Annotated in this window: 23 protein-coding genes and 8 pseudogenes; 16 read left to right on the top strand and 15 right to left on the bottom strand. The window is 65.8% G+C overall.

Translation table 11 applies throughout. From position 1 onward, the window contains the following. The first annotated feature begins 246 nt into the window (after window positions 1–246). The 7 genes from GNX96_RS64245 to GNX96_RS20545 all read left to right on the top strand — a co-directional run bounded on the left by GNX96_RS64245 (window position 247) and on the right by GNX96_RS20545 (window position 6052). On the top strand, window positions 247–693 hold the full coding sequence (locus GNX96_RS64245; protein WP_390624078.1) for a substrate-binding domain-containing protein: 447 nt from the start codon (window positions 247–249) through the stop codon (window positions 691–693). Next, window positions 690–1289, top strand: coding sequence for a substrate-binding domain-containing protein (locus GNX96_RS64240; RefSeq protein ID WP_163569328.1), 600 nt, complete (start codon window positions 690–692; stop codon window positions 1287–1289). The genes GNX96_RS64245 and GNX96_RS64240 overlap by 4 nt, the downstream gene beginning before the upstream one ends. 335 nt (window positions 1290–1624) lie before the next feature. Then, the gene (locus GNX96_RS20565) at window positions 1625–2146 is read left to right on the top strand and encodes a hypothetical protein (protein WP_163569327.1); all 522 of its coding nucleotides are present in this window, start codon (window positions 1625–1627) and stop codon (window positions 2144–2146) included. Beyond that, window positions 2062–2796, top strand: a complete 735-nt coding sequence (locus GNX96_RS20560; protein WP_279580946.1) for a substrate-binding domain-containing protein — start codon at window positions 2062–2064, stop codon at window positions 2794–2796. The genes GNX96_RS20565 and GNX96_RS20560 overlap by 85 nt, the downstream gene beginning before the upstream one ends. A gap of 80 nt (window positions 2797–2876) precedes the next feature. Continuing rightward, window positions 2877–3881 carry a hypothetical protein gene (locus GNX96_RS20555; RefSeq protein WP_163569325.1) on the top strand — a complete coding sequence of 335 codons (1005 nt, stop codon included), beginning with the start codon at window positions 2877–2879 and terminating at the stop codon, window positions 3879–3881. A 264-nt stretch (window positions 3882–4145) separates the two neighbouring features. Further along, window positions 4146–4931 (top strand): hypothetical protein, encoded by a 786-nt coding sequence (locus GNX96_RS20550; RefSeq protein ID WP_163569324.1) that lies wholly within the window; start codon window positions 4146–4148, stop codon window positions 4929–4931. A 107-nt stretch (window positions 4932–5038) separates the two neighbouring features. Next, a complete protein-coding gene (locus GNX96_RS20545) occupies window positions 5039–6052 on the top strand; it encodes an aldo/keto reductase (RefSeq protein WP_279580945.1) in 1014 nt (337 codons plus the stop codon). Here GNX96_RS20545 and GNX96_RS20540 read toward each other — a convergent pair. Genes GNX96_RS20540 through GNX96_RS20530 form a run of 3 tightly spaced genes read right to left on the bottom strand, consistent with a single transcriptional unit; the run spans window position 6049 to window position 7532 of the window. Further along, window positions 6049–6261, bottom strand: a complete 213-nt coding sequence (locus GNX96_RS20540) for a Rossmann-fold NAD(P)-binding domain-containing protein (RefSeq protein WP_163569323.1) — start codon at window positions 6259–6261, stop codon at window positions 6049–6051. The genes GNX96_RS20545 and GNX96_RS20540 overlap by 4 nt on opposite strands. Beyond that, window positions 6246–6908, bottom strand: coding sequence for an SDR family oxidoreductase (locus tag GNX96_RS20535; protein WP_279580944.1), 663 nt, complete (start codon window positions 6906–6908; stop codon window positions 6246–6248). The genes GNX96_RS20540 and GNX96_RS20535 overlap by 16 nt, the downstream gene beginning before the upstream one ends. A gap of 42 nt (window positions 6909–6950) precedes the next feature. Continuing rightward, on the bottom strand, window positions 6951–7532 hold the full coding sequence (locus GNX96_RS20530) for a chloramphenicol phosphotransferase CPT family protein (RefSeq protein ID WP_163569321.1): 582 nt from the start codon (window positions 7530–7532) through the stop codon (window positions 6951–6953). Window positions 7533–7621: 89 nt separating this feature from the next. Here GNX96_RS20530 and GNX96_RS20525 point away from each other — a divergent pair, with 89 nt between their 5' ends. The 5 genes and pseudogenes from GNX96_RS20525 (at window position 7622) to GNX96_RS20515 (ending at window position 10773) form a co-directional block, all read left to right on the top strand. After that, window positions 7622–8995, top strand: coding sequence for an NHL repeat-containing protein (locus tag GNX96_RS20525; RefSeq protein WP_279580969.1), 1374 nt, complete (start codon window positions 7622–7624; stop codon window positions 8993–8995). A gap of 16 nt (window positions 8996–9011) precedes the next feature. Continuing rightward, window positions 9012–9835, top strand: a pseudogene (locus GNX96_RS53540) (alkaline phosphatase family protein); the annotation flags it as partial. A 62-nt stretch (window positions 9836–9897) separates the two neighbouring features. Next, window positions 9898–9996, top strand: a pseudogene (locus GNX96_RS64235) (alkaline phosphatase family protein); the annotation flags it as partial. Window positions 9997–10053: 57 nt separating this feature from the next. Continuing rightward, window positions 10054–10269, top strand: a complete 216-nt coding sequence (locus GNX96_RS53535; RefSeq protein ID WP_279580943.1) for a hypothetical protein — start codon at window positions 10054–10056, stop codon at window positions 10267–10269. A gap of 66 nt (window positions 10270–10335) precedes the next feature. Beyond that, window positions 10336–10773: a YdeI/OmpD-associated family protein gene (locus GNX96_RS20515; RefSeq protein WP_163569319.1), complete on the top strand. Its 438-nt coding sequence runs from the start codon at window positions 10336–10338 to the stop codon at window positions 10771–10773. A 180-nt stretch (window positions 10774–10953) separates the two neighbouring features. On the opposite strand, the gene kdpC is transcribed toward GNX96_RS20515, so the two are convergent. From kdpC to kdpF, 4 genes and pseudogenes are all read right to left on the bottom strand, one after another. Continuing rightward, window positions 10954–11577: a potassium-transporting ATPase subunit KdpC gene (gene kdpC / locus GNX96_RS20510; RefSeq protein WP_163569318.1), complete on the bottom strand. Its 624-nt coding sequence runs from the start codon at window positions 11575–11577 to the stop codon at window positions 10954–10956. 5 nt (window positions 11578–11582) lie between these two features. Continuing rightward, a pseudogene (gene kdpB, locus GNX96_RS20505) lies at window positions 11583–13643 on the bottom strand (potassium-transporting ATPase subunit KdpB); the annotation flags it as partial. A gap of 108 nt (window positions 13644–13751) precedes the next feature. Continuing rightward, a pseudogene (gene kdpA, locus GNX96_RS20500) lies at window positions 13752–15323 on the bottom strand (potassium-transporting ATPase subunit KdpA). An 83-nt stretch (window positions 15324–15406) separates the two neighbouring features. Then, on the bottom strand, window positions 15407–15499 hold the full coding sequence (gene kdpF, locus GNX96_RS20495) for a K(+)-transporting ATPase subunit F (RefSeq protein WP_163569343.1): 93 nt from the start codon (window positions 15497–15499) through the stop codon (window positions 15407–15409). Between the two features lie 287 nt (window positions 15500–15786). On the opposite strand from kdpF, the pseudogene GNX96_RS20490 reads away from it, so the two are divergent. Continuing rightward, a pseudogene (locus GNX96_RS20490) lies at window positions 15787–18321 on the top strand (ATP-binding protein). Here GNX96_RS20490 and GNX96_RS20485 read toward each other — a convergent pair. Continuing rightward, window positions 18303–18979: pseudogene (locus tag GNX96_RS20485) on the bottom strand (response regulator). The pseudogenes GNX96_RS20490 and GNX96_RS20485 overlap by 19 nt on opposite strands. Window positions 18980–19140: 161 nt before the next feature. Here GNX96_RS20485 and GNX96_RS20480 point away from each other — a divergent pair. Beyond that, entirely contained in the window at window positions 19141–19710 is a 570-nt protein-coding gene (locus tag GNX96_RS20480; RefSeq protein ID WP_279580940.1) for a nitrilase-related carbon-nitrogen hydrolase, read from the top strand. Window positions 19711–19818: 108 nt separating this feature from the next. On the opposite strand, the gene GNX96_RS20475 is transcribed toward GNX96_RS20480, so the two are convergent. Beyond that, entirely contained in the window at window positions 19819–20259 is a 441-nt protein-coding gene (locus GNX96_RS20475) for a hypothetical protein (RefSeq protein WP_163569317.1), read from the bottom strand. A gap of 173 nt (window positions 20260–20432) precedes the next feature. Here GNX96_RS20475 and GNX96_RS53530 point away from each other — a divergent pair, with 173 nt between their 5' ends. Both GNX96_RS53530 and GNX96_RS53525 read left to right on the top strand, forming a co-directional pair. Continuing rightward, window positions 20433–21608 carry a Sua5/YciO/YrdC/YwlC family protein gene (locus tag GNX96_RS53530; RefSeq protein ID WP_279580939.1) on the top strand — a complete coding sequence of 392 codons (1176 nt, stop codon included), beginning with the start codon at window positions 20433–20435 and terminating at the stop codon, window positions 21606–21608. A 9-nt stretch (window positions 21609–21617) separates the two neighbouring features. Next, entirely contained in the window at window positions 21618–22934 is a 1317-nt protein-coding gene (locus GNX96_RS53525; RefSeq protein ID WP_279580968.1) for a Kae1-like domain-containing protein, read from the top strand. Here the strand turns inward: GNX96_RS53525 and hypB are convergent. The 6 genes and pseudogenes from hypB to GNX96_RS64230 form a co-directional block, all read right to left on the bottom strand. Beyond that, a pseudogene (gene hypB / locus GNX96_RS20465) lies at window positions 22838–23685 on the bottom strand (hydrogenase nickel incorporation protein HypB); the annotation flags it as partial. The gene GNX96_RS53525 and the pseudogene hypB overlap by 97 nt on opposite strands. A gap of 3 nt (window positions 23686–23688) precedes the next feature. Beyond that, window positions 23689–24018 carry a hydrogenase maturation nickel metallochaperone HypA/HybF gene (locus GNX96_RS20460; protein ID WP_163569316.1) on the bottom strand — a complete coding sequence of 110 codons (330 nt, stop codon included), beginning with the start codon at window positions 24016–24018 and terminating at the stop codon, window positions 23689–23691. Continuing rightward, a pseudogene (gene hypE, locus GNX96_RS20455) lies at window positions 24019–25028 on the bottom strand (hydrogenase expression/formation protein HypE). 194 nt (window positions 25029–25222) lie between these two features. After that, window positions 25223–26374 carry a hydrogenase formation protein HypD gene (hypD, locus tag GNX96_RS20450; RefSeq protein WP_163569315.1) on the bottom strand — a complete coding sequence of 384 codons (1152 nt, stop codon included), beginning with the start codon at window positions 26372–26374 and terminating at the stop codon, window positions 25223–25225. Window positions 26375–26399: 25 nt separating this feature from the next. After that, window positions 26400–26672, bottom strand: a complete 273-nt coding sequence (locus tag GNX96_RS20445; RefSeq protein ID WP_163569314.1) for a HypC/HybG/HupF family hydrogenase formation chaperone — start codon at window positions 26670–26672, stop codon at window positions 26400–26402. A gap of 34 nt (window positions 26673–26706) precedes the next feature. Continuing rightward, on the bottom strand, window positions 26707–26787 hold the full coding sequence (locus tag GNX96_RS64230; RefSeq protein ID WP_390624085.1) for a DUF6893 family small protein: 81 nt from the start codon (window positions 26785–26787) through the stop codon (window positions 26707–26709). Between the last annotated feature and the right edge of the window lie 48 nt (window positions 26788–26835).

Genomic DNA, 26835 nt, shown 5'->3' with positions numbered 1-26835 from the left:
CTCGCGTTCGTCCTGGCCGTCGGCTGGCTCGGCGCCGTACCAGCACACGCCGCGGGGGCCTGATGACCGGCGCCGGATCCACGTACGCGGCGCTGGCGATCCAGCAGTGGATCGGCGACGCCAAGCGTTCCGGGCTGAACTTCTCGTACAACACCAACGGCTCTCCGGCGGGCGTGCAGTTCTTCCTGGACAGCACCATCGACTTTGCCGCCACCGAGGCGGAAATCGCGTCGGTGAACGAAGGCAGTGCCACCACTTCCAAGAGCTACCAGTACATCCCGGACGTGGCCGGCGCGACCGCGTTCATGTACAACCTGCACGACACCGCCGGCCGGCAGTACACCGGGGCTCAAGCTGACCAGGGACGTGATCGCCGGGATTTTCACCGGAGAGATCACCTCCTGGAACGATCCGGCCATCACTTCGCAGAACGGTGGCATCCGATTCCAGGAGGACGCGATCAAAGTGGTGATCCGGTCGGAGCGCTCGGGCACCACCGGCTTGTTCTACGACTTCGTGCAAAACACCGCGCCAGCCCGTTTCGCACGATTCAAACAGAAGCAGAACATCGTCAGTCCGGACGGGATCCGGATCATCCAGATCCCGACGCCATACCCCGCGAACTGGACCGGAATCGAGGGTTCGGACAAACTCGCGCGCAGACGATCGCGAGCAGCAACGGCGCCGGCATGATCGGGTACGACGAATTCGGCTATGCGATTGCTTTTGGCGCACAGTCCGCGTGGGTGCAGAACGCGTCGGGCAACTGGGTGCAGCCGTACGCGGCAAACATCTCCAAGGCGCTGGAAAGTGCGCAACTGCGCCCGGATCTCACCCAGGACCTGCGAAATGTATACAAAAGCGCGGCTCCGCAAGCGTATCCGGTGTCGGCGTACAGCTATATCATGACGCCCTGCGCTCCGGCGTCGGACCGCAACACCTGCAAGAGTCCCTATTACGACGATGCCCGCGCCCAGCAGATGGCGAAATGGCTCGACTACATCGCCTGTGACGGCCAGGTCAAGATGGCCCAGATCGGCTACTCGCCACTGCCCCCCAACCTGTCGCAGGAAATTCAGAACTCGATCACCAGAATGAGCCCAAAAGCCAAGGGTCGGACATTGAACGCAGGCAACTGCCGGAATCCACAGTTCAGCGGGAGTCTCGGTGCCGGTGCCACCGGTCCGCCGCCGCCCGCCGCGGGCAAGAAAAAAACCGTCGGCAACACCAACAAACTCCGCTTCGCCGGGCGCGAATCCCAGCGCCTCGGCGGGAGGCGCTGGCAGTAGCGGCGCGGGCGCGACGCGGTCGTCGGTGGTGGATCTGGACGGTGGCGGGACGACAAACCAGTCGCGTACGGCGGCCTCAGTCCGGCTGGTATCAGTGGCCTCACGGCCCTGCTTCTCATTCTGCTGGTCGGAATTCCACCCTTGGTCGGTGCTTTCGCGCAACGGATCAAAAGCCGTGTGAGGTGAGAGAGTTTCCTTGCCGGCACTAAAAATCCATCCAAGGTCCGCCATGGATTTTTATTACCTGCATTGCAACGTTTACGAACCGCAGGAGTGAATGAATAGAGGTGAGCCGCCCGGCACGGGGCCGAGCGGAATCTACCCGGAGGTTGACGATGGGCAGAAACGCCCTCGCAACAGGAATCATCGCTACCGCCGCCGCCGCGGTCCTCGCGCTCAGCAGCGCTCCCGCTGCTGCTGCTGCCGCACCGCCGTCGGACGGTGTTCACCAGACGATTTCATTCGTCGGATCGGACACGATCGAAGACTTCACCAACGCCTACGTCAACGGCCTCACCAAGAACGACAACACGTCGGTCTACGGCGGTTGGAACAACGACGGTGTGGCCAACCCCGGCCACGAGGACACCGCGGTGAACGTGGTCGCTCGGCTCGATGCCGGCCAGAGCATCTCGGTGCCGGTCGACGGCTCCTGCACCACGCCCATCACGTACGACAGCACCAACCCGCCGCCGGACGGCTCCGGCGCCGGCCGCGACGCGCTTTTTTTGCGGCCAACAACCGCAATGCGGGCACCACCAGCTGCATCGACGTGGCCCGCTCCTCCGGCGGCCCGCGGGTGGGTACGGACCCGTCCGGTAATGCGGTTTACGACCAGTTCGCGCTGGACGCGGTGAGCTTCGCGACCTTCGGCAGCGCGCCGCTGAACCTGACGTTGACGCAGATCCGCAGCATTTACAACTGCAATGTCACCGACTGGAGCGCCATTGCGGGCAGTGGCAAGACCGGTACGATCCACCGGTACCTGCCGCAGGCAGGTTCGGGCACCCGGTCGTTCTTCATCGCCACCATTCTGGGCGGCACCTTCGCCCCGAACTCGGCCACCTGCCCGCTGGACGAGAGCCTGCAGGAGAATGATGCGACCGGTGTCGCAGCCGCCAACCAGAGCACCGCGTTGATGGCGTATTCGGCCGGTCAGTGGGTTTACCAGAACGTTGGCGAATTCCACGCTGTCGACAAGACCGCGGGCAACTGGATCGGCACCATTGCCGGTGTCGCCCCGGCCACTGGTGACGGGGCCACCGCCACCATCAATGCCAGCGCGGTCAAGGACGGCTCGTTCGTTGGCTCGCGTGGCCTGTTCTTTGTGACCGACAACCGGCTGGGTGCCAACTTCACCGCCGCCCAGCGGGTGGTTGGACTCAACCAGACCGGCGTCAGCCCGCTGTGCAACGGCGACGTGTCATCGGTGATCACCGATCTCGGCTTTGTGCCGCTGGACCAGCAGGAGGATGGCACCTTCTGCGTGGAGACCGTCGTCTCCTAGTGCCGCCGGTGTGCCGGAGCCGAGGGCGGCTCCGGCACATCACCATTTGTCTGTGCCAACGAAGGGAAAAGGGAGTGCACATGAGGAGCCTGACGAGGTGTGCCGTCGCGGTGCTGACGATCGCGATCCTCGGCGGGTCCGTGCCGATTGTCGCGTCGTCGCCCGCGTACGCGGCCGATCCCACCCTGACAATAGTGACGGCCGAACAGAAAGACTTCGCCAACGGCGACACCATCACCGTCGCCGGTGCGAATTTTCCAGCCAACACCCGGGTCGAGTTGGGTCAGTGCGTCGGCACCCGCGGATATCCCCATGGTGAGCGACTGTGGGACACCGAGACGGTGAACGCGCACCCGTACCGGAAAAAGGCGCTCTACTGCAGTGCTGGCGCGCCGACCAACAAACAGGGTATTGGCACACCGTACGTCGCGACGACGGCCGCCGACGGCACCTTACTGGCGCGGCTCGTGCTTTTCCGAGGCAACGGCTCGTTTCCGTTGACGTCGACGGATGGCACCGGTACGACGACGGTGACGCCGGCCTTTGACGCCCAGCATCCGGCAGTGCTGGTCGCAAGGAATGCCGTGACGTCGGCGATCACCGGCAACATCGTGTATGCCAGTGCGGCGCTCACTTTCGCGCCGGACGGCACCAGTGTCTGTGGCGCGGGGGACAAAGACACGGCGGTGGCGTCCGGTGGCTCCGGGAGTACGTCGGTCTACCTCTCGTTGGTCACCGGAATGTGTGGCACCGGCGGCAAAGGCCTGCCGGTCGACGCGACCGAGTCCGGTGAGGTCACCGCTCTGCAGGCATTCCAGAGCGGCCAGTCGGACCTCGCTTTCTCCGCGACCGGTTTTACCCCGCCGGGGGCACAAAGGTCAGCGGGACCCGCAAAGCAGTCTTCATCCCGATCGCTCTGCAGGCCGCGACCATCGCTTTCGCGGGGAACGCCCGGTTTGGCACCAACCCGAACTTCGGCTACCGCTCGGTCAGCAAAATCCAGGCAACGCCGGCCGAGTTGGCGGACTTCCTGCGCGGTGGTTCCGTCTTTCCGCCGGAAAGCGCGATCGCTACCGCTTTTGTGACGCGGAACGCGGAGATGCCGCAAAATCCACCGCAGGGCGCGGTCCGCTCTTTCGCCGCGCTGGCCACCGCGGATTCGTCGACGTTGGCGACCACCACGACTTTCGCCGCGTACGACACGACGGCAGGTCACAGCCTCTGGCCGGCTGGTGCTGTGTCCAGCCTGCCGCTGCCCGGCGCCGGCGTACCGATCGCGAACTCGCTCAGCCTCGCCAGCAATTTCACCACCCTGCGCAACACCGTGCTGGGAAATCTCCTTGAACCCGATGCGGGCACGCCGAATTGTTGGCCTCAGCGTCACGATCACCGACACCTCGTCGGCCAGCGGCCTCGGGCTGACCCCGATGGCGCTGCAGAATGCCGCCGGAAAGTTCGTCCCTCCCACCAAAGAGTCGCTGGAGGCGGCCGTACCACAGATGACGAAACTGCCGGACGGGACGCTTTTCCCCAATCCCAAGGCGACTGGCGATGGTACGTACGTGATGCCGCTGGTGCTGTACGCGGTCATCCCAGCAGACGACTCGGCTCCACGGCGGGCCAATGTGGTGAAATTCTTGGACTACGCGCTGGGGGACGGGCAGACGAAGTTGCCTGTGGGCGCGTACCCGCTGCCAACCGATGTGCTGGCAGCCGCGAAAAAGGCGTTGCACTCGGCGGTTTCGCCCTCGCCTACACCGAAACCGTCGAACCCGTCGAACAATTCCTCCAGCACCCCGAACTCCACGTCACCCACCGCCTCGCCAACGCCGTCACCGGGGGCTGGCGCAGCGCTTGCCGGCAGGCAGCAAACCCGTGTCGGCGGCCAGCGCACGCAACGCGGCGAACGTTGTGACCGGCATTCCGCTTTTCGGCAGCCTGGCGGCGGCCGCTGGCTGGTTGGCGCCGATCGGATTGGCCTTGCTGGTTGTCCTGTCGAGCAGTGCCCCGTACATTTCCTCCGGGCGTCCACTTCCGGGTCCGCTGCGGACCGTTTTGGACGCGATGGCAGAAAAAGTGGGCGCTGTCCGGCGACGCGTCCCAGGCCTGCGCTAATTGACCGAGTTGCCCAGTAAGTCGTCACTAGTCATCTCGTGGAGGTGGGTTGCGTTCGTCGTGTCGGAGGTCTTCTTCCACCCACTCGCCTCTATGTTTTCGAGTCAGTACTACTAGGATCGTGGATGTGCAGAAACGAATCGCGAAGCGGCGGGGCCGCGAGGTCAGTGTGGTCGGGCTGGGCTGCTGGCAGCTCGGCGCGGACTGGGGCACCGTCGACGAGGCGGACGCGCTGGCCGTGTTGCACGCGCACGCGGCGGCCGACCATGGAGTGACTTTCTTTGACACCGCCGATGTTTACGGCGACGGCCGGAGCGAGACGCTGGTGGGCCAGTTCCTGCGCGAGCGCGGTGACGGGATCACGGTGGCCACCAAGATGGGCCGGCGCGCGGAGCAGACCGTGGCCAACTACAGCCGCGATCATTTCCGGGCCTGGAACGACCGGTCCCGGACCAATCTCGGCGTTGACATTCTCGATCTCGTGCAGCTGCACTGCCCGCCGGCGGCTCTCTACGACACCGACGAGGTTTTCGACTCGCTCGACGAACTGGTCGACGAGGGTCGCGTCGCCGCGTACGGCGTGAGCGTCGAAACGGTCGACGAGGCGCTGAAGGCCATTGCCCGTCCGCATGTTGCCAGCGTCCAGATCATCCTGAACGCGTTCCGGCTGAAGCCGTTGGAGCAGGTGCTGCCGGCTGCCGACGCGGCCGGGGTCGCGATCATCGCCCGAGTGCCGCTCGCATCCGGGCTTTTGAGTGGTCGCTACACAAAGGACACCACCTTCGGACCGGACGACCACCGGACGTACAACCGGCACGGCGAGGCCTTCGACGTGGGCGAGACCTTCTCCGGCGTCCCGTACGAGGAAGGCCTACGCGCCGTCGAGCGGCTTCGTCCGCTGGTGCCGGACGGCGCCACTATGGCGCAGTTCGCGCTGCGCTGGATCGTCGACCTGCCGCAGGTGTCGGTGGTCATTCCGGGCGCCCGCAATGCCGAGCAGGCGGCCGGAAACGCCGCTGCGGCAGCGCTGGCGCCGCTCGCGCGCGCTCGGCGACGACGTACATGCCGAGGTGAAGGCGGTCTACGACGAGCTGATCCGGCCGTACGTGCACGACCGTTGGTGAACCCCGACAGGGCCTAGGCGAAAGCCTCCCGATGATCCTGAACGAACCGCTCCAGTGAGATCGGCTCGCGGCCGGTGAGGTCCTTCACGGTGGTGGTGAGCCGGTCCGCACCACCATGCTGATGATAGGCCAGGCTGACCTCCAGCAGGATGTCCGCGAACCCGGCCGGGATCCCGTCGGCGAGCATCTCGGCGCGGGCCTGCGCGGCGGTCAATCCACGGAACACGACCGGCTGGCCAAGCACCTTCCCGATCGCCGTGGCGGCCTCGGCGTAGGTGAGCGCCGCCGGGCCGGTGAGTTCGTATGCCTGCTCGTCGTGACCAGGCTCGACGAGCACCCGGGCGGCCACCGCGGCCACATCCCCCGGGCGTCCACGAAGGCGATCGGCGCGTCGCTGGCCAGCTGGGCGAAACCGCCGGTATCCCGGATCGACGCGGCCAGCCTGCGGGTGAAATTCTGCAGGTAGAAGTTCGGTCGCAGGAATGTCCAAGCCAGCCCGGAGGTCCGCACGGCCTGCTCGCTCGCATGGTGGAAGCGCCCGATCGGAGTCAGGTCCTCGTCCGCGCGCCACGCGGACAGCTTGACGATCCGCCGCACGCCGGCCGCCCGAGCCGCGGCGACCATGTTGCCCTCGTGTTCAGGCTGGCTCGGACCGCTGGTCCCGAGCAGGAAAACCGTCTGGACGCCGGCCATCGCGGCGGGAAGGGTGTCTGGTTGGCCGAAGTCGATGGTGACCGCGTCCAGGCCATCCGCGCTGGCCAGGGCCGTCTTGGCGGGGGAGTGGAAGGCCCGTCTCGGCTGGTGGCCGAGAGCGCTCAGCTCGTCGAGGAGGGCGCTGCCAACCGTCCCGCCCGCACCCGTCACCAAGATCATTCGCGCCACTCCCATGCTCGTCCGTGGTCAGTCAAGGACACTCTACGAGCCGGGTACGACAGTTCCGCTCCGCAGGAGGCCAGTGGCAGCCTCGGTGGGTAGCTGGTGGGTGGTGTCGATGGTCGCGTCGTACCGCATGCCGTCGTGCACCCGCTCGTACGACCACCGGCTGAGCCCGGGCGGGTTACCGCGCAGCCGCTCCCGCCGCTCCAGTTCGGGCAGCGCGCAGTCGACTCGTACGAACAGTGTTCGCATCGGCGCGAGCACGCCCAGCCAGTGGTCTCGGACTCGGCCGTCGAGCAGCATCTCGTCCACGATCACGTTGTTGCCGGCCTCGACCAGCGCCGCCACCGCGAGGTGGAAACCGGACAACATGGTCCATCCCGCCTCGCCATAACCGATGCCACGGACCGAACATCCATCCTGGTCCGGCAAATCCTGATAATGGATGCCCAGATGCCGGTACGGTCCGACCGGGCCGCCGGCCCATTTCTCCGGCACCATCGCGAAACACGTGTCGAGACCGAGCAACAAATACGGCTCGTCGAGCTGGTTCTGCAGCGCGCGGCCGAGGCTGGTCTTGCCGGCTGACGACGGCCCGTTCAGGAAAACAATGGTCGGCACCGGTCGACAGTATCGGGGCAAATGTTTTCCCTGCGTTCGCCTGGGGTGGTTGACCAGCCGGTACTGCCGTACGTAGCGTCTTGGCGGCCGTGCGGGTGCGGCCTGGAGCGAGAGGGCGCGCCGGATGCTGGTCGAACGTACGAGAGCCACGAAGGCCATCGCCATCGGGGGGGACGCTCACGGTCACCCCGCCGAGTGTGGAGCAGGGCGAGCAGGTGACTTTCACGTACGCGACGACCGCGGACAGGGTCACCTCGACGAACTGGGTGGGCATCTATTCCGACCCGGGCAACGGGCCGGTCGACGGCTCGTACGTGGGACCGTCCACCACCTGGCAGTACGTGACCCAGCAGGCCGGCAGCGTCGACTTCGGCAGCGGCTCGCTGACGCCTGGCAAGTACCTCGCGTTTTACCTTTACAACGACGGATACACCGCTCTCGCGGACCCGGTGCGATTCACCGTGACGCCGGTTCAACCCATGGTGCCGCCGGTCTATGTGAGCCAGCTCCGCGGCCAGCTGCGGGAGCCGGCCGGGGTCGCGGTGGACTCGCGCGGTTTCGTGTGGGTTGCTGACACTGGTCACCACCAAGTGGCGGTTTTCGCGCAGAGTGGCCGATCCCTGCTGCGGTTCGGCCGCGCGGGCACTGGACCCGGCCAGTTCTGCAGCCCGCAGAGCGTCGCGGTCAGCGCCACTGGGCGAGTTTTCGTCGCCGACACCGGCAATGACCGGGTGCAGGAATTTTCCGCGTACGGCCGGTATATCGCGACCTACGGGCAGGGCCAATTGCTCGAGCCGCGGTCAGTCGCGCTGAGCGGTGACCTTTTGTACGTCTCAGACAGCGCAAACGTTCGGGTCGCGGTGTTTTCCACAGTGGATCGTACGTACCAGCGGGCGATCACCGCGAAAATGGGCGGCCCGCAAGGCATCGCGGTCGGTCCGGACGGCACGCTGTGGGTCGCCCAGAACGGCACCGCCGGCAATGGCGACGACGCGGTGGTCAGCTATTCACCAGCTGGAGTTGCGAAAACCACGCTTGGCGCCGGCCAGAACAGTCAGTACGGCGGGATGTCCAACCCGGCCGCGGTCGGCGTCGATCCGGCCGGCCACCTCCTGGTGAGCCAGCAGGACTACGGCTTCGTGCAGATATTTCGGGCCAGCGGCCCGTTCCTCGCCCAGTTCGGCGACAGCACAGACGCCGGCATGCTCAAATTCCCGCAGGCGATAGCTTTCGCCGCCAACGCCGACATCCTGGTCGCCGACTCTGGCCATGACCGGATCGCCGTCTTCCGCCCACAAAAAACTAGGGGATCCGTTGTCCACCACGCCTGTCCCGATCACCCGTCGGCGGCTGCTTGGCGCGGCCGGCGCCGCCGCGTTGGCGTCCCCGCTGTTGCCGACCAACGTTCGCAAGGTGCTGGCCGCCGCGCCGAGCCGGCCGCGCCCGCGCCTTCGCGACATTGAGCACGTGGTCATCCTGATGCAGGAGAACCGCAGCTTCGACCACTATTTCGGGAGCATGCCTGGCGTACGCGGCTTCTCCGACCCGACCGCGATCACCCTTGGCACCGGGAGGTCGGTGTTCCACCAGCCGGATCCGACCCACCCCGACGGCTACTTGCTGCCTTTTCGGTTCGACACCACCAAAACCAGCGCGCCCAGGCCACGCCCGGCTGTGCCCACAACTGGCCGGACCAGCATGTGGCTTGGAACAACGGAAAGATGGACGCCTGGATCCCGGCCAAGGGCCGCAACACAATGGGCTATTTCACCGCCGAGGACATCCCGTTCCACTGGGCGCTCGCCGAGGCTTTCACCTTGTGCGACAACTATCACTGCTCGGTGATCGGCCCGACCAACCCGAATCGGCTTTACATGTGGACCGGCATGATCGACCCGCAAGGCAAGGCCGGCGGACCGATCTTTGTCAACACTCCGGCGTACAACAACCCGATCTGCCGCTGGACCACCTATCCGGAGCGGCTGGAGAAGGCCGGAATTTCTTGGCAGATCTATCAGGAGCACGACAACTACGACGACAACGCGCTGGCCTGGTGGTTCCGGCAATATGCCGATGCGCCGCGGACGTCGCCGCTCTACAAGCGGGCGATGGTCAAGAAGTCCGCCGGCTGGTTCGAGTCGGACGCGAAGAAGAACGACCGGCTCCCACAGGTTTCCTGGCTGGTCGCCCCGTCGGCGCAGACCGAACACCCGAACTGGATGCCGGCCGCCGGAGCGCAGTACATCGCGTCGAAGATCGACGCCATCGCGTCCAACCCGGAAGTCTGGGCGAAGACGGTTTTCATCCTGACGTATGACGAAAACGACGGCTATTTCGACCACGTCGTGCCGCCGACGGCGCGCCACTGGGCACTCCCGACGAGTATGTCCTCGGTGTCCCGATCGGCCTCGGGTTCCGGGTTCCGACCACGATCGTCTCGCCCTGGACGGCCGGCGGCTATGTATGTTCGGAAACCTTCGATCACACCTCGCTGATTCGCTTCCTGGAGGCCCGCTTCGGCGTGTCCGAACCGAATATCAGCGCCTTCCGCCGGAAGACCGCCGGTGACCTGACCTCCGCCTTCCGGTTTGACCGCCCCGGCTCTCACTTTCCCAGCGAAAACGCCCAACTCCGCTATCCGAGCACGGTCGCCAGCTTGCGTACGGCCCAGAACGAGGTCCGCGACAATCCGGCCCCGGCGGCTCCCACCGGCCACCAGCAAATGCCCACTCAGTAGGCGTCGGTGCGTGACATGGTCCCGCCTTGGCGGCATGATCGTGGTCACGTACGCGAGGGGGATACGATGACATTCGAGGCGACCGTTGAGCTGGGTGGCAAAACGGCGACCGGCATCCAGGTGCCGGACGACGTCGTGGACGGCCTCGGGGCGGGTAGACGGCCGCCGGTGAACGTCACCGTCAACAGCTACACATATCGCACGACGATCGCCAGCATGGGCGGCCGCTTCCTGGTTCCGCTCAGCGCCGAGAACCGTACGGCCGCCGGCGTCGCCGCCGGTGACCTGGTCACCGTCGAGGTGGAACTCGATACCGAACCCCGTACGGTCACCGTGCCCGACGATTTCGCGGCGGCCCTCGACGCCGAACCGGTGGCCCGGAAACGCTTCGACGCGATGCCCTACACCCATCGGAAAGAACACGTACGAGCCATCGAAGAAGCCAAAACCACCGCCACCCGCGAGCGCCGCATCGCCAAAGCGGTGGAAATGCTCAGCCGTTAGAAATCCTTCGCGAACTGAGCGGCGTCCGGCGGCTCATGCTGGCCTGTTCTGGCTGTCCTTGCAGTGTGAGTGCGTCTAGATAAGCAGGTACGCGGTTGACCTTGAGAAGTTGGCCCGGCTGGCCGGGCGATTTCCGGCTTTCGACCGGTCAACTTCTCAAGGTCGCCTCCATTTTTGGGTTTACGGCTGCAATTTGTCCAAAGCGAGATTCAACTGCAGTACGTTCACGTGCGGGTCGCCGATAAAACCGAGGTTACGTCCGCTGGTGTTGTCGTCGACCAACTGCTGCACCTGGGCTACCGAAAGGCCGCGGGTTTTCGCTATCCGGGCCACCTGGATGGCCGCATAGGCCGGACTGATGTCCGGGTCCAGGCCGGAGGCGCTGGCGGTGACGGCGTCGGCTGGTACGGCCGATTCGGGTACGCCGTTGAAAGCCGCCAGCTCCGCACGCCGTTGTTTGATGGCCTTCACCAGGTCGGCATTGTTTGGTCCAAGGTTGGAAGGGCCGCTGGAGGTTGGGTCATAGCCGGTCTTGCCTGCCGCCGACGGGCGGGACTGGAAATACCGGGGGAGCGGGTTTCCCTTGTCATCGGTGAAGTTCTGCCCGATCAACGATGAGCCGACCACTTTGTCGCCGGAGGTGAGCTGGGATCCGTTGGCCGCGCCCGGAAAGACCAGCTGCGAGATGCCGGTGATGAGCAAGGGGTACGCGAGTCCGAGGAGCACGGTGAAGACCAGCAGCGCCCGCAGCGCGGCCAGGTGCCGGCGCAGCCAGGCCGGCATGGTGGAGGTGGAGGTTGCCATGGTGGTCACCGAATTCCGGGGATGAACTGGACGATCAGGTCGATGATCTTGATGCCGATGAACGGCGAGATCAGCCCGCCGACGCCGTAGACAAGCAGGTTGCGGCGCAGCATCGACGCGGCCGATGCCGGTCTGTAGCGGACTCCGCGCAGCGACAGCGGGATCAGCGCGACGATGACGATCGCGTTGAAGATGACCGCGGACAGAATCGCCGAAGTCGGGCTGTGCAGCCGCATGATGTTCAGTGCGTCCAAACCTGGGTACGCGACTGCGAACATCGCCGGGATGATCGCGAAATACTTCGCCACGTCGTTGGCGATCGAGAAGGTCGTCAACGCGCCGCGGGTGATCAGCAACTGCTTGCCGATCTCCACGATCTCGATCAGTTTGGTCGGGTTGGAGTCGAGGTCGACCATGTTGCCGGCCTCTTTTGCCGCCGACGTACCGGTGTTCATCGCGACACCGACATCGGCCTGCGCGAGCGCCGGCGCGTCGTTCGTGCCGTCGCCGGTCATCGCGACCAGCTTGCCACCGGCCTGCTCCCGTTTGATCAGTGCCATTTTGTCTTCGGGGGTGGCCTCGGCGAGAAAGTCGTCGACGCCGGCCTCGTCCGCGATCGCCTTGGCCGTCAACGGGTTGTCGCCGGTGATCATGACCGTACGGATGCCCATGGCCCGCAACTCGTCGAACCGCGCCCGCATGCCGGTCTTCACCACATCTTTGAGGTGAATGACACCGACTACGACCGCGCGGCCGCCGGTTTTCTCGGCGACCACCAGCGGAGTGCCGCCAGAGCCGGAGATTCCGTCCACCGCCTCACCAAGGGTGGCTGGTACGACACCGCCTTCGTTGCGTACCCAGTCGGCGACCGCGGCCGCCGCGCCCTTACGGACCTGACGTCCGTCGGGTAAGTCGATGCCGCTCATCCGGGTCTGGGCGGTGAAAGGCACGAATTCGGCGCCCGGCAACTCGCCCGGGGCGCGCTCGCGCAGCCCGAACTTCGTCTTGGCCAGTACGACGATGCTCCGGCCCTCCGGGGTTTCGTCGGAAAGGCTGGAAAGCTGCGCCGCGTTGGCGACCTCGTCGGGCGTCGCCGCGCCGACCGGCAGGAATTCCACCGCCTGCCGGTTGCCGAGCGTGATGGTTCCGGTTTTGTCCAGCAGCAACGTGTTCACGTCACCGGCCGCCTCGACCGCGCGCCCGGACATCGCCAGCACGTTGCGCTGGACGAGCCGGTCCATGCCGGCGATGCCAATCGCCGACAGCAGCGCGCCAATCGTGGTCGGGATCAGGCAGACCAACAGGGCGACCAAAACAATGAGCGACTGTGGTGCCTTGGAATAGATCGCCAGCGGCTGCAGCGTGACGACCGCCATCAGGAAAATGATGGTGAGGCTCGCCAGCAGGATGTTCAGCGCGATCTCGTTCGGCGTCTTCTGTCGGGATGCGCCTTCGACCAACGCGATCATCCGGTCCACGAAGGTCTCGCCGGGCCGGGAGGTGATTTTTACCACGATCCGGTCGGAAAGTACGCGCGTACCACCGGTCACCGCGGACCGGTCGCCGCCGGCCTCCCGGATCACCGGCGCGGATTCGCCAGTGATCGCCCACTCGTCGACGCTCGCGATGCCTTCGACGACATCGCCGTCGCCGGGAATGATCTGGCCGGCCTCGACCACCACATGGTCGCCGAGCGAGAGGTCGTTGGCGCGGACCTCCGTCTCAGGGATGTCCGTACGACCCTTCTCCCAGCCCGAAAGCCGGCGGGCGACGGTGTCCGTACGGGTCTTGCGCAGGCTGTCGGCCTGCGCCTTGCCGCGGCCCTCGGCGACCGCCTCGGCGAGGTTGGCCGCCAAAACCGTCAACCAGAGCCAGATCGCGATGACGATCCCGAAAACACTGGGGTCGATGATCGCCATCACGGTGGACAGCGCCGACCCGATTTCGACGATGAACATCACCGGGTTGCGGTACAGCGTCGCCGGGTTGAGTTTGCGCAACGCGTCCGGGAAAGAGGTCACCAGCTGCTTCGGATCCAGCAGCCCGGCCTGTACGCGGTGCCCGGAGTCGTCCGGTTTTTCCTTCTGTTCCGGGGTCCGCGTGGGCGCCGGTGGTAGGGGTGGTCATTTCACGCACGTCCTCAAGGAATTCAGTCTCGAAGTCTCAGTCACAGGTCACAGGCCTTCGGCCAGCGGGCCCAGCGCGAGCGCCGGGAAGTACGTCAGCCCCACCACGATCAGCACCACCCCGACCAACAGGCCGACGAAGAGTCCCTTGTGGGTGGCCAGTGTGCCGGCGGTCTCGGGCACCGCGCTCTGCTGTGCCAGCGATCCGGCCAGCGCGAGGACGAACACCATCGGAACGAACCGGCCGAGCACCATTACCAGCCCGAGCGCGGTGTTATAGAAGCCGGTGTTCACGGACAGGCCAGCAAAAGCTGAGCCGTTGTTGTTGGCGGCTGACGTAAAGGCGTAAAGCACTTCGGAAAGACCATGCGCCCCGGGATTGAGAATGGAGCCGGTGCCGGCCGGGATGGCGATCGCCACCGCGGTGCCGATCAGCACCAGGGCCGGAGTGGTCAGAATGTAGAGGGAGGCGAGCTTCATTCCGCGCACTGATCTTCTTTTTCAGGTATTCCGGCGTACGCCCCACCATCAGCCCGGCGACGAACACCGCGATGATCGCCAGGATCAGCATTCCGTAAAGACCCGAACCGGTGCCGCCGGGAGCGATCTCGCCGAGCATCATGTCGAAAATCGTGATCCCGCCACCCAACGCGGTGAACGAGTCGTGGAACGAGTTCACCGCACCAGTGGAGGTCAATGTCGTGGAACTGGCGAAAAGCGCGGACAATGGTACGCCGATCCGCACTTCCTTGCCCTCCATCGCCGAGCCCGCCAGCTGCGGCGCGAGGCCCGGGTGCGCGGTTTCCACCCAGGTCAGCAGGCCAACCGAGGCCGCCCAGAGAATGCCCATCACGCCGGCGATCGCGTAGCCCTGCCGGGTGTCGCCGATCATCTTGCCGAAGGCGCGTGGCAGCGAGAACGGGATCACCAACAACAGGAAAATCTCGAACAGGCTGGTCCAGGCGCGCGGATCCTCGAACGGTGCGCGGAGTTCGCGTTGTAGAAACCGCCCCCGTTCGTACCCAACTCCTTGATCGCCTCCTGCGAGGCCACCGGCCCGCCAGTGAGATGCTGGGTCGCACCCGCGAGGGTGTGCGCGTCCGTACCGGCGGAGAAGTTCTGGATCGTGCCGGCGGCGACCAGCACCAGCGCGGCGACGATCGACAGCGGCAGCAGGATCCGGAAGCTGGCCCGAAAAAGGTCGACCCAGAAATTGCCGAGCCGGTTCGTCTTGGCCCGCGCGAAGCCGCGGATCAACGCGACCGCGACCGCGATGCCAACGGCAGCGGAGGCGAAGTTCTGTACGGCGAGCCCAGCCATTTGGACGAGATGCCCCATCGTCGACTCACCGGAATACGACTGCCAGTTGGTGTTGGTGACGAAACTGGTCGCGGTGTTCCAGGCCTGGTCGGGTGCGACCGGCGGGAACCCGAGCGACAGCCAGAGTTTGTCCTGCAGCCGCTCGAAGGCGTACAGAAAAAGCACTGAGACCGCGGAGAAGGCCAGTACGCTACGAAGGTAGACCGGCCAGGCCATGTCGGCCTCCGGGTCGATTCCCATCACCCGGTAAAGTACACGTTCGATCCGCCCGTGTTTGACGGCCGTGAACGTCCGGGCCATGAAATCGCCCAGCGGCCGGTGCGCCGCTACCAGCGCGGCCACCAGTACCAGAACCTGCAGCCATCCGGCTGCCGTTGCTGACATCAGAATTTCTCCGGGAACAGCAGGGCTATCACCAGATAGCCGATCAGCGCGACGGCCACGATCAGGCCGACGATATTGGCGAGAAACTGCACGCTCACAACCGCTCGACTCCTCTCGCCACGAGTGCGATCAGAGCGAACACGGCGACCGTGAGTACTACGAAGATCAGGTCGCTCATCGCGACTGACCCCCCTCCGGGGGAAAACGCAGGACGCGGTCGGCGGGTGCCTCCGCGACCACGACGGTAAGGACTACCGACAGGGCACAGAGTGGCGTTGACGGTCCCTTGACGCCACTTGGCAGATGTCTTGACGCGTCCTTGACGGGCAGTGTGACGGCGCTCGCTCGAAAGCGCGGCGGCGCGAGGGAAACTGGAGCCATGGCCGGTGGACTGCTGCGAATCTATCTGGGCGCGGCGCCCGGAGTCGGCAAGACGTACGCGATGCTTGGCGAGGCGCACCGCCGCCTCAAGCGAGGGTGCGATGTCGTCGTCGGATTCTGCGAGACGCACGGCCGCGAGCTCACCGCAGGCCAGCTCGAAGGGCTGGAAACTGTGCCGCGTCGGCTGGTTGACTACCGCGGTACGTCGTTCACCGAAATGGATCTCGCCGCGATTCTGGAACGACGGCCCCGCCTGGTCGTCGTTGACGAACTCGCGCACACCAACATTCCGGGCGTACGTCACGAGAAACGGTGGCAGGACGTCGAGGAGTTGCTGGCTGCCGGCATCGACGTGTTGTCCACGGTGAACGTGCAGCATTTGGAGAGCCTCAACGCGTAGTCGAACACATCACCGGGGTGCCGCAGCGCGAGACCGTTCCGGACGAGGTGGTTCGCCGTGCCGACCAGATCGAGTTGGTGGATATGGCACCCGAAGCGCTGCGAAAAAGAATGTCGCACGGCAACATCTATCCGCCCGAGCGGATCGACGCGGCCTTGTCGAACTACTTCCGGGTCGGCAACCTGACCGCGTTGCGTGAGCTCGCGCTGTTGTGGGTAGCGGACCGGGTGGACGAGGTTTTGAACCGCTACCGTACGGATCACGACATCCGCCGGGTCTGGGAGGCGCGTGAGCGGGTCGTGGTGGCGCTGACCGGCGGGCCGGAAGGCGAGACGCTGATCCGCCGGGCGGCCCGGATCGCGTCCCGGTCCGCCGGTGGTGAGGTGCACGCGGTCCATGTTCTGCGCAGCGACGGGCTCACCGGCGCCTCGCCAGCCAAACTCAGCCGACAGCGCGAGCTGGTGGAAAGCCTCGGCGGCAGTTTCCACACCGTCGTTGGCGACGACATTCCCGTCGCCTTGCTGGATTTCGCCCGCGGTACGAACGCGACGCAGCTCGTCATCGGCACCAGTCGCCGATCCCGGGTGGCCCGCGCCTTCGACGAGGGGATCGGGGCGACCGTCATCGCCGACTCCGGCGACATCGACGTACACATGGTCACCCACGGCCATTCCGGTGGGATTCTGCGGCGCCGGCTGCCCAAGCTGACCGGTGGGCTGAACTGGCGTCGGCGTACGGCCGCCATGGTCGTGGCCGCGGTGGGACTGCCCGCGTTGACGATGGTTTTGCTGGCGCTGGGCACCAATGTCACGCCGGCCTCGGCGCTTTTGCTGTTCTTGCTGGCAGTGGTCGGGGTGGCCTTGGTCGGTGGCCTCTACCCAGCGCTGCTGGCGGCCATCGCTGGCGGGTTGATCGTGAACTGGTTTTTCGTACCGCCGGTGGGAAGCTTCACGATCGGTGAGCGAAACAACGTGGTCGCGCTGCTGGTCTACATCGCGGTCGCGATAGCCGTGGCGACAGTGGTGGACCGGTCCGCCCGGCGGGCCACCCAGGCGGCTCGGGGGCGCGCCGAAACCGCGATGCTGGCGTCCCTTTCGCGCAGCGTACTGGCCGGAAACCGGGGCGTGCCGAGCCTTCTGGAGCAGATCCGGGAGGCCTTCGCGCTGACTTCGGTCACCATGCTGGAGCGAGATCGGGATGAGCGCGAGCACTGGCAGGTGGCCGGCTTCGCTGGCCCGAGCCCGTGTCACAAGACCGCCGACGCGGACGAGGATATCCCGATCACCGACGATTTGCGGCTGTTGTTGCGGGGCCCGCGCGCTGGCCGCGGCGGACCGCCGCGTGCTGGTGTCATTCGCCGAGCAGGCGGCCGTCGCGTTGCAGCGCGCCCGGCTCGCCAAACAGGCCGCCGAGGCCGACAAGCTGGCCGAAGGCAACAAGATGCGGACCGCGCTGCTCGCGGCGGTGAGCCATGACCTGCGTACGCCGCTGGCCTCGATCAAGGCGGCGATCGCGGGCCTGCGTGCGGAGGACATCGAGCTCGACGAAGCCGACACCAAGGAACTGCTGATCACCATCGATGACTCCGCCGACCAACTGACCGATCTGGTGGCGAACCTGCTGGACATGAGCCGGCTGCACACTGGTTCGGTGACGGCGACCTGCCAGCCGGTGGGCTACGACGAGGTCATCTCACGCGCGCTGCGCGGCATAGACCAGCACGACCTCGGCCGGATCCAGGTGGACATCCCGGGCATCCAGCGTCCCGTCTTCGCTGACCCGGGTCTGCTGGAGCGGGTCGTCGCCAACGTGGTGTCCAACGCCGTACGACATGCGCCAACCGGTCTGGTGACAGTGACTGCCAGCGCCCACCTCGACCGGGTCGAGCTGCGGGTCATCGACCGCGGACCGGGCATCCGCGCGGACGATCGAGAGCGGGTTTTCGCGCCCTTCCAGCGCCTTGGTGACCGAGACACGACCACTGGCGTTGGGCTCGGTCTCGCGGTCGCCCGCGGGTTCACCGAGGCGATGGGCGGGACGCTGACACCCGAAGACACCCCGGGAGGTGGCGTGACGATGGTGATCGCGCTGCCGGCCGTACGAGCCGAAGCCGCTCAGGCGTCCAGCCGGTAGCCCAGGCCCGGTTCGGTCACCAGGTAGCGCGGCCGAGCGTGGTCGGGCTCCAGCTTGCGGCGCAGCTGAGCCACGTAAACCCGCAGGTAGTTGGTCTCGGTGCCGTACCGCGGGCCCCACACTTCCTGGAGCAGTTGACGTTGGCCGACCAGCTTGCCGCGGTGCCGGGCGAGGATGGACAGGATGCTCCACTCGGTCGGCGTCAGCCGGATCTCGCCGGCCTGGGTGACGACCCGTTTTCGCGCGCCAGGTCGATGCTGAAGTCGGCGGTGGTGATGACCGGCCGTTCGTCGGCGACCGTGCCGCGGCGCAACGCGGCCCGCATCCGGGCCAGCAGCTCGTCCATACCGAATGGCTTCGTCACGTAGTCGTCGGCGCCCGCGTCCAGCGCTGACACCTTGTCGGACTGTTCGGTACGAGCCGACAGCACGATGATCGGAACACTGGTCCAGCCGCGCAGCCCGCGGACGACCTCCACACCGTCGATGTCCGGCAGGCCGAGGTCCACGATCACCAGGTCCGGTTGTCGTTTCGCGGCGACCTCCAGGGCCGTACGGCCATCCGCGGCGGTTTGTACGTCGTACCCGCGGGCCCGCAGGTTCACCCGCAGCGCTCGCCGCAGCGGAGCCTCGTCGTCGACTACCAATACGGTGTCCATACGTCCCGCCGACCGCCGCTTGTTCTCCATTTCAGGCCAGTGCCGATGGAGATTCTTTTGCTGTCACGCCGCACATCGTGTGTCGGGCGGGCGCCTTCGGTGAGAGCCCCTAACGCGTTCTTGACACCGACGCCAAATTCCTGACGTGTTCCTGATATCCGATGTGTCCATATTCACTGGCGCGTACGGTCGGACGTCATGAGGCCAGCTCGCTGGTGATCGCGGTCGCCCAACCGGCCCTGGTGTCGTACGACGTGAGCGCGAACGCCCAAACGCAGGCCGCGGTCGTACGGCGTGCCGGTGCGCGGGTAGTGGTCTTTCCTGAGCTGTCGCTGACCGGGTACGAGCTGGACGCGCCGTTGGTCAGCCCCGACGACCCGCGGCTGGCGCCGATCATCCAGGCATGCGTCGCGGCCGGCGCGCTGGCGCTGGTTGGAGCGCCGCTCGCGGGGCCATGCATCGGGATGCTGGCCGTCGACAGCTCCGACGCCACCGTGGTGTACCGGAAGATCAACCTCGGCGCGGCAGAGGCCGAGCGGTTCGTGCCGGCGCAGAACCCAGCGGTGCTGGCCGTGGACGGGTGGCGCCTCGGACTCGCCCATCTGCAAAGACACTGGCCATCCGGAGCACGCCGCGGACACCGCCGCGCTCGGCATCGACGCGTACGTCGGCGGCCTCGTCGAGAACGCCGCCGATGTCATCGAATCGCGGGCCCGCCGGATCGTTGCTGACCACCGGGTCTGGGTGGCCTTCGCGAGCTGCGCGGGGTCGACCGGCGGCGGGTTCTCCAAGACCGCGGGTCGTTCCTCCATCCGTACGCCCGAGGGCGTCGTCGTCGCTCAGGCCGGTGCGGAGCCGGGCGCTGCCGTACGCGCGACCCTCACCTGACCTGACAAACCCCGAGTGAAAGGCTGGCGGGCGGCCCGGCTCAGTCCGGTGTGGGGCGGTGTGAGCCGGGCCTCGCCGAGGGCGGCGAGGCCGCCGGGGGACGGCAATGGATCGGTGCCGGTGGGGAGCGGGAAAACCGGTGTGGTCTCGATGATCCGGAGCAGGATGTCGGTCAATCGGTCGGGGGTCATCCGGGTGAAGACGGCCGCCACACCGGCGGCGGGCGTCCACCGGATGCCGAGGCTCGCGGCCCGCTGCTGAAGCTCGATGCACCAGTGCTCGTAGTGGCGCTGCCGTGAAGGTTCGGACACTGGCTCGACGATGGCCACGTCGAAAAGCGCGAGCATGCCGTCGGGCGACAGCGGACCGGACAGCGCGTGGTCGTAGCGCATTCTCCGCCCTCCTTGTCGAATCGACAGGGTAGGCCCGTGTTGTCGCGACAGTCATTGTTATGCGTCAGGCGCAAGGAAAACCAGGGAATTTCTGGCTTTTATCAGACCGCTGCCATCAACGCGGTGCATTCTGGGCGCTGGACGGCGGGGCCGGCAGGGAGCAGACTGCGGCTATGTCCGGGCGGGAGCGCAGGCTGGTACGGGTTGAGGGTGTCGTGCAGGGCGTCGGTTTTCGGCCGTTTGTCTACGCATTGGCGAACCGGCTCGGGGTGACCGGACAGGTGCGCAACGATTCTTCCGGCGTCCTGTTGGACGTGGAGGCCGATCCGGACACTTTGGCGCGCTTCATCGCGGCCGTACGAGCGCAGGCGCCGCCGCTGGCGGTGGTGGAAAAGGTGGAATCCACTGTCGCCGACCCGGTCGGTTGGCCGGCTTTCGCCATTGTCGCCAGCCAAACGCAGGCCCAGCGCAACACTTTGGTGTCGGCGGACAGTGCCACCTGCGCGGACTGCCTTGCGGAGCTGGACGACCCAGCCGACCGGCGTTACCAGTATCCGTTTGTCAACTGCACCAACTGCGGACCGCGTTTCACCATCGTCAAGGACGTCCCGTACGACCGGCCTTTCACCACCATGGCTAAATTCCCCATATGTGCCCGGTGCGAGACCGAATACCATGATCCGGCGGACCGGCGGTTCCACGCGCAGCCGGTGTGTTGTCCTGACTGTGGGCCGCGGTTGGATCTGCTCGACTCCGCCGGCCAGCCGTTGGCCGGGCCGAGTTTGCCCACCGCGGCTGAGATGTTGCGGGCCGGGGCGGTTTTGGCCATCAAGGGAATCGGCGGCTATCACTTGGCTGTGCTGGCCACTGACGAGCCGGCGGTGGCAACCCTGCGCAGCCGCAAACACCGTGAGGACAAGCCTTTCGCGGTGATGGTGGCCACAGTGGACGATGCCCGCGAATGGTGTTCGCTGGACGCGGCGGCGCGGAAACTGCTCAGCGGTTGGCGGCGGCCGATCGTGCTGTGCGACCGGAGGGAGGGCACCGCGCTAGCGAAATCCGTCGCGCCCGGCAACCGCCAACTCGGCCTCATGCTGGCGTACACGCCGCTGCACCACCTGTTGCTGCGGGCGGTCGGCGGCCCGATCGTGCTGACCAGCGGCAACACTTCCGATGAGCCCATCGCCTACGAGGATGCCGACGCGCTGGCCCGGCTCGGCACCATCGCCGACGCATTCCTCACCCATGACCGGCCGATCCACATCCGTACGGATGACTCGGTGGCTCGCTCGGTCGGCGGCCGCCCCATGATGATCCGCGCTCCCGCGGATACGTGCCGGAGCCGCTGACTTTGCGTCCTGAGACACCACAACCGCTGCTGGCCTGCGGAGCAGAGCAAAAAAACACCTTCTGCCTGGGCCAAAGGGCGGCACGCCTTTGTCTCGCACCACATCGGCGACCTGGAGAACTATCAGACCCTGCGCTCGTACACCGAAGGCATCGCACATTTTGGCCGCCTCTTCGACATCGAGCCAGCGGTGGTCGCGCACGACCTGCATCCCGAATACCTGTCCACAAAATACGCTATGGAGCTGGAAAACGTCGAGCTTGTTGGAGTCCAGCATCACCATGCCCACATCGCGTCCTGCCTGGCCGACAACGGTGAGTCGGGGCCGGTCATTGGGGTTGCCTTCGACGGCACCGGCTTTGGTACCGATGGGACCATCTGGGGTGGTGAGTTCCTGCTCGCCGATCTGGTCGGCTTCACCCGGGTCGGCCGGCTCGCGCCGGTCGCGATGCCCGGCGGCGCGGCCGCGATCAAACAGCCGTGGCGGATGGCCGCCGCCTATTTGGACGCGGCCGGCATCGACGACTTCTCGGTACTCTCGCAGCGACATGAGGGCGACTGGTCCACTGTGGTCACGATGGCCAGGCGTGGGATCAACGCGCCACTGACCTCCAGTGCTGGCCGGCTGCTGGACGCCGTCGCCGCGATCGTCGGCGTCCGGGAGGCGATCAATTACGAGGGTCAGGCCGCGGTCGAACTTGAACAACTCGCTGACCGTACCGAAAAGGGCCACTATCGGCTCGCGGTGCTCGATGGTGAGACGCTCGAAGTCCAGGGGGTCGATCTCGTACGAGCGGTTGCTGACGACGTACGTGCCGGCGTCCCAGGACCGGTGATCGCCGCTCGTGTCCACAATGGACTGGTCGACTTGGTGGTACGGGTGTGCGGCCAACTCCGAGACCGTACTGGCGTGGACGTGGTGGCGTTGTCCGGCGGGGTCTTCCAGAATTTACTGCTGGTGGAAGGCGTGGTGGCGGGTCTCGGGGGTGCTGGGTTCCGGGTGCTGACGCATTCCCGAGTGCCACCCAACGACGGCGGCATCAGCTTCGGCCAGGCGGCCGTCGCCGCAGCGCGACCTTTCCGGCCGCCCGTAGTCGGAGCGTCGACTGCGGGACAAAACCCCACACTCGACGTCGAGTGCGGGATAAAGTCCCACACTCGACGAAAGTCCAGCCCTGCCTACCGCGAGAGTGACGTTGCGGGGTCCTACGTGGACGTGAGGACGGCTCGGCGGTTGCGGAGCCAGTCGTACCAGCCCTCGACGCCTTCGCCGGTGGTGGCCGACAGGTGCAGGATTTCCACACCTGGCTGGACTTGCCGCGCGTAGGCGGCGAACTTCATCAGGTCGAAGTCGACGTACGGGAGCAGGTCGAGCTTGTTGACGACCACCAGATCCGCGCTGCGGAACAGATGCGGGTATTTCAGTGGTTTGTCGGCGCCCTCGGTGACCGACATGACCGCGACCCGGCTGTGCTCCCCGAGGTCGAACAGCGCCGGGCAGACCAGGTTGCCGACATTTTCCACCAGCACCACCGAACTGTTCGGTGGGCCGAGTGTTTTTTCAGGCCGCTGGCCAGCATCGACGCGTCCAGGTGGCAGCCGGCGCCGGTGTTGATCTGTACCACCCGACAGCCGGTCTCGCGGATTCTTTCCGCATCCAGCAGGGTTTCCTGGTCACCCTCGATGACCGAGATCGGCAGCCGCGCCGCCAACTCGCGAATTGTCCGTACCAGCAAGGTGGTTTTGCCGGAGCCGGGAGAACTCATCACGTTGACAGCGAGGATATCCCGCTCCGACAGCCACTCGCGGTTTTGGACGGCCAGCAAGTCGTTTTTGGCCAGTACGCGTTGTTCCAGCAGGATCGTCTGCGCCGCGGCCGCATCCTGTTCGTGGTCGTGGTCGTGGTCGTGGTCGTGGTCGTGGTCGTGGTCGTGGTCGTGGTCGTGACCGTGACCGTGACCGTGGCCATGTCCATGTCCATGCCCGTGCTCGTCGTCGTGGGAATGTACGTGTGGGGGGGCATCCGGGTCGATGACCCGTACGCCCGCGTCGTCCGAACAACCGCAGGTCGAACACATCGCTCACACCACCTCCACGGACCGGATCCGCAGTTCGGTTCCCTCGGTCACATCGACGTCCGCGCTGCCGCAGTCGCAGAGCACGATCAGAGTGGTCAGCTCCAGGTCGGCGCGGCAGCCGCGGCAGGTGCCGCGCCCGGCCTTCTCCACGATATCGAGCCGCGCACCGGCCAACGTCGTTCCTTCGGTGACGAGTTCGAAGCAGAACAACACCGAGTCCGCGACCACCCCGGCGAGCTTGCCGACCTCCAACTCCACCCGGCGGACTTGGCGGTCACCGGTTTTGTCAGTGACCGCCTCGACAATGCTCTGGGTGATCGACAGCTCGTGCATTCAGCAGATCCTCGGCAGCGGGTCACCCACCAGCAGGTCGACGATCCGGGTGCCGCCGAAGGTGGTGTTCAGCAGCACCAAACCTGGCGGGTCGTCGACGACTTTGCCAATGACCGCGGCCTGTTCGCCGAGTGGATGCGACCGCATCGCGGCCAGCGCCTCGTCAGCGCAGTCGCCGGCCACGATCACCACGATCCGCCCTTCGCAGGCCACGTAAAGCGGATCGATGCCGAGCAACTCCGATGCGCCGCGGACCTCGGTGCGTACGGGCACCGCTGCCTCGTTGACGACGACCGCGACGTTCGCGCCTTTGGCCACTCGTTGAGAATGGTCGCCACCCCGCCGCGGGTCGCGTCCCGCATGGCCCGGACACCGTTCGTACCAGCCAAAAGCCGGGCCACCAGACCGTTCACCGCGGCCGTGTCGGACGTGATGTCGGACATGATGTCGAGCTCGCCGCGAGCCAACATGACAGTCACGCCGTGGTCGCCGATCGGTCCGGAGACGATCACCACATCGCCGGGTTTGACTTGGTCGACACCAAAGTCCGTGCTGTGTTCGCGGACGCCGACGCCTGAGGTGTTGATATAGCAGCCGTCCGCCTTGCCACGCTGCACAACTTTGGTGTCACCGGTGACAATCTGTACGCCGGCGGCCGCCGCGGCGGCCGCCATCGAGTCCACGATCCGCTGCAGGTCGGCTACCGGAAAGCCTTCCTCCAGAATGAAACCGGCGGACAAATAGAGTGGCGTCGCGCCGGCCACCGACAGGTCGTTGACCGTGCCGTTCACCGCCAGGTCGCCGATGTTGCCGCCGGGGAAAAAGATCGGCGACACGACGTACGAGTCGGTGGTGAAGGCCAGCCGGGCGTCGCCAACGGTCAGCGCGGCGCTGTCCTCCATCTTGTCCAGCAGGGGGTTGCTGAAAGCTGGCGCGAAAATCGCCTCGATCAGGGTGTGCGTCGCTTTGCCGCCGGCACCGTGGGACGAGGTGATCCGCTGTTCCTTCATTTTTGGCCGGCGCCGCCGGGCCTTGTCGATCCGGTCCAGCACCTGCTGCTCGCGGCTGGCATGGCGAGTGCCCGGAGTGGGCACCAGTTCGTGCTCGGTCGCGTGATGCTCGGCCATCGCCTCCTCGACCCAGTTCGCCGCGGGCGGCTGGTCGGTCGGGTGTTCTTGTACGCCAGAGGACTCCGGCACGCCGCTCACACCTTGCTCGCTTCCGTGGTGGCTACCGCGGTGGCCTCTTTGACGCGCTGGCGGGTGAACCGGCCGAAGTTGTAATACGCCGCACAGGCGCCCTCAGGCGAGACCATGCACGTACCGATGGGTGTCTCCGGCGTACACGCGGTGCCGAACACCTTGCATTCCCACGGCTTCAGCACGCCCTTGAGAACTTCGCCGCACTGGCAGGCCTTTGGGTCCGCGACTCGCAGTCCGGGCATGTTGAAGATCCGCTCGGCGTCGAACCTCGCGTACTTTTCCTTGACCTGCATGGCGGACTGCGAGATGAAGCCGAGCCCGCGCCATTCGAAATACGGCCGCAGTTCCATCGTCTCGGTGATCGCCTTCAGGGCGACCAGGTTCCCGTCCCATGGCACCACCCGCGAATACTGGTTCTCGACCTCGCAGCGCCCCTCGGACAGCTGCAGCATCAGCATGTAGATGGACTGCAGAATGTCCAATGGCTCGAATCCCGCCACCACGATTGGTTTGTGGTAATCGGTAGTGATGAACTCATAGGGCCGGCATCCAATCACGGTGGAAACGTGGCCGGGGCCGATAAAGCCGTCGAGCCGCAGGTCCGGCGAGTCCAGAATCGCCTTGATCGCCGGAATGATCGTCACGTGGTTGCAGAAAACGCTGAAGTTCTCCAGGCCTTCGGCGGCCGCGCGCAGGATCGTCATCGCCGTCGATGGCGCGGTGGTCTCGAATCCAATGGCCATGAAGACGACTCGCTGGTCTGGATTCTGCCGGGCGATCTTCAGCGAATCCAGCGGTGAATAGACCATCTTGATGTTGGTGCCCTCGGCATTGGAGTCGAAGAACGACCCGTTGCCGCCGGGCACCCGCATCATGTCACCGAAGGACGTCATGAGGACGTCCGGTTGCCGGGCGATGTAGATCGAGTCATCGACCCGGCCCATCGGGATAACGCAGACCGGGCAACCCGGTCCGTGCACGAGTTCGATGGTTTCCGGAAGGTAGTCTTCGAGGCCGTGCTTGTAGATCGTGTGGGTGTGCCCGCCGCACACCTCCATGAATTTGTAGTGCCGGCCGGGTTCGCACAGGCTGGCTATGCGAGCGGACAGGGCACGTGCCTTCTCCGCGTCGCGGAACTCGTCGACGTATCGCACGCCGGCACCTCCTCAAATCTATGGCTCAATCTATGGACGATTCCAGCAGGGCGGCTATCTCGTCGGCGTACGCCTGACCGATGCCCTCCAGGAATTCCAGCGCGGCTTTGGCTTCACCCTCATCGATTTTCGACAACGCGAAACCGACGTGGATCAGGATCCAGTCGCCCGGCACCGGCGGGTCGTCCTCCAACAGGCCGATGTTGATGGCCCGGCGTACGCCACTGACGTCCACCATGGCGAGATCCGGCTTGTCGTGGAGAATCTCGATGATCTCTCCAGGGATGCCCAAGCACATATGACTGCCTCCATACCTACGGCACTGCTTGCGACTACATCTGGCTGATCTCGAGATAACGCTTGACGTCCGGGGCAACTAATTTGTAGACCACGTATCCGATGCCTCCCAGCATCACCAAGGTCATAAATCGACGTAACATTCTTTACACCTCCGATCCGGC

Origin of the sequence: Fodinicola feengrottensis (assembly GCF_010993775.1) — a bacterium.
Taxonomy (GTDB): domain Bacteria; phylum Actinomycetota; class Actinomycetes; order Mycobacteriales; family HKI-0501; genus Fodinicola; species Fodinicola feengrottensis.
The sequence above is the reverse complement of the archived record's forward strand: the minus strand, read 5'-3'. Positions and strand labels throughout refer to the sequence as shown.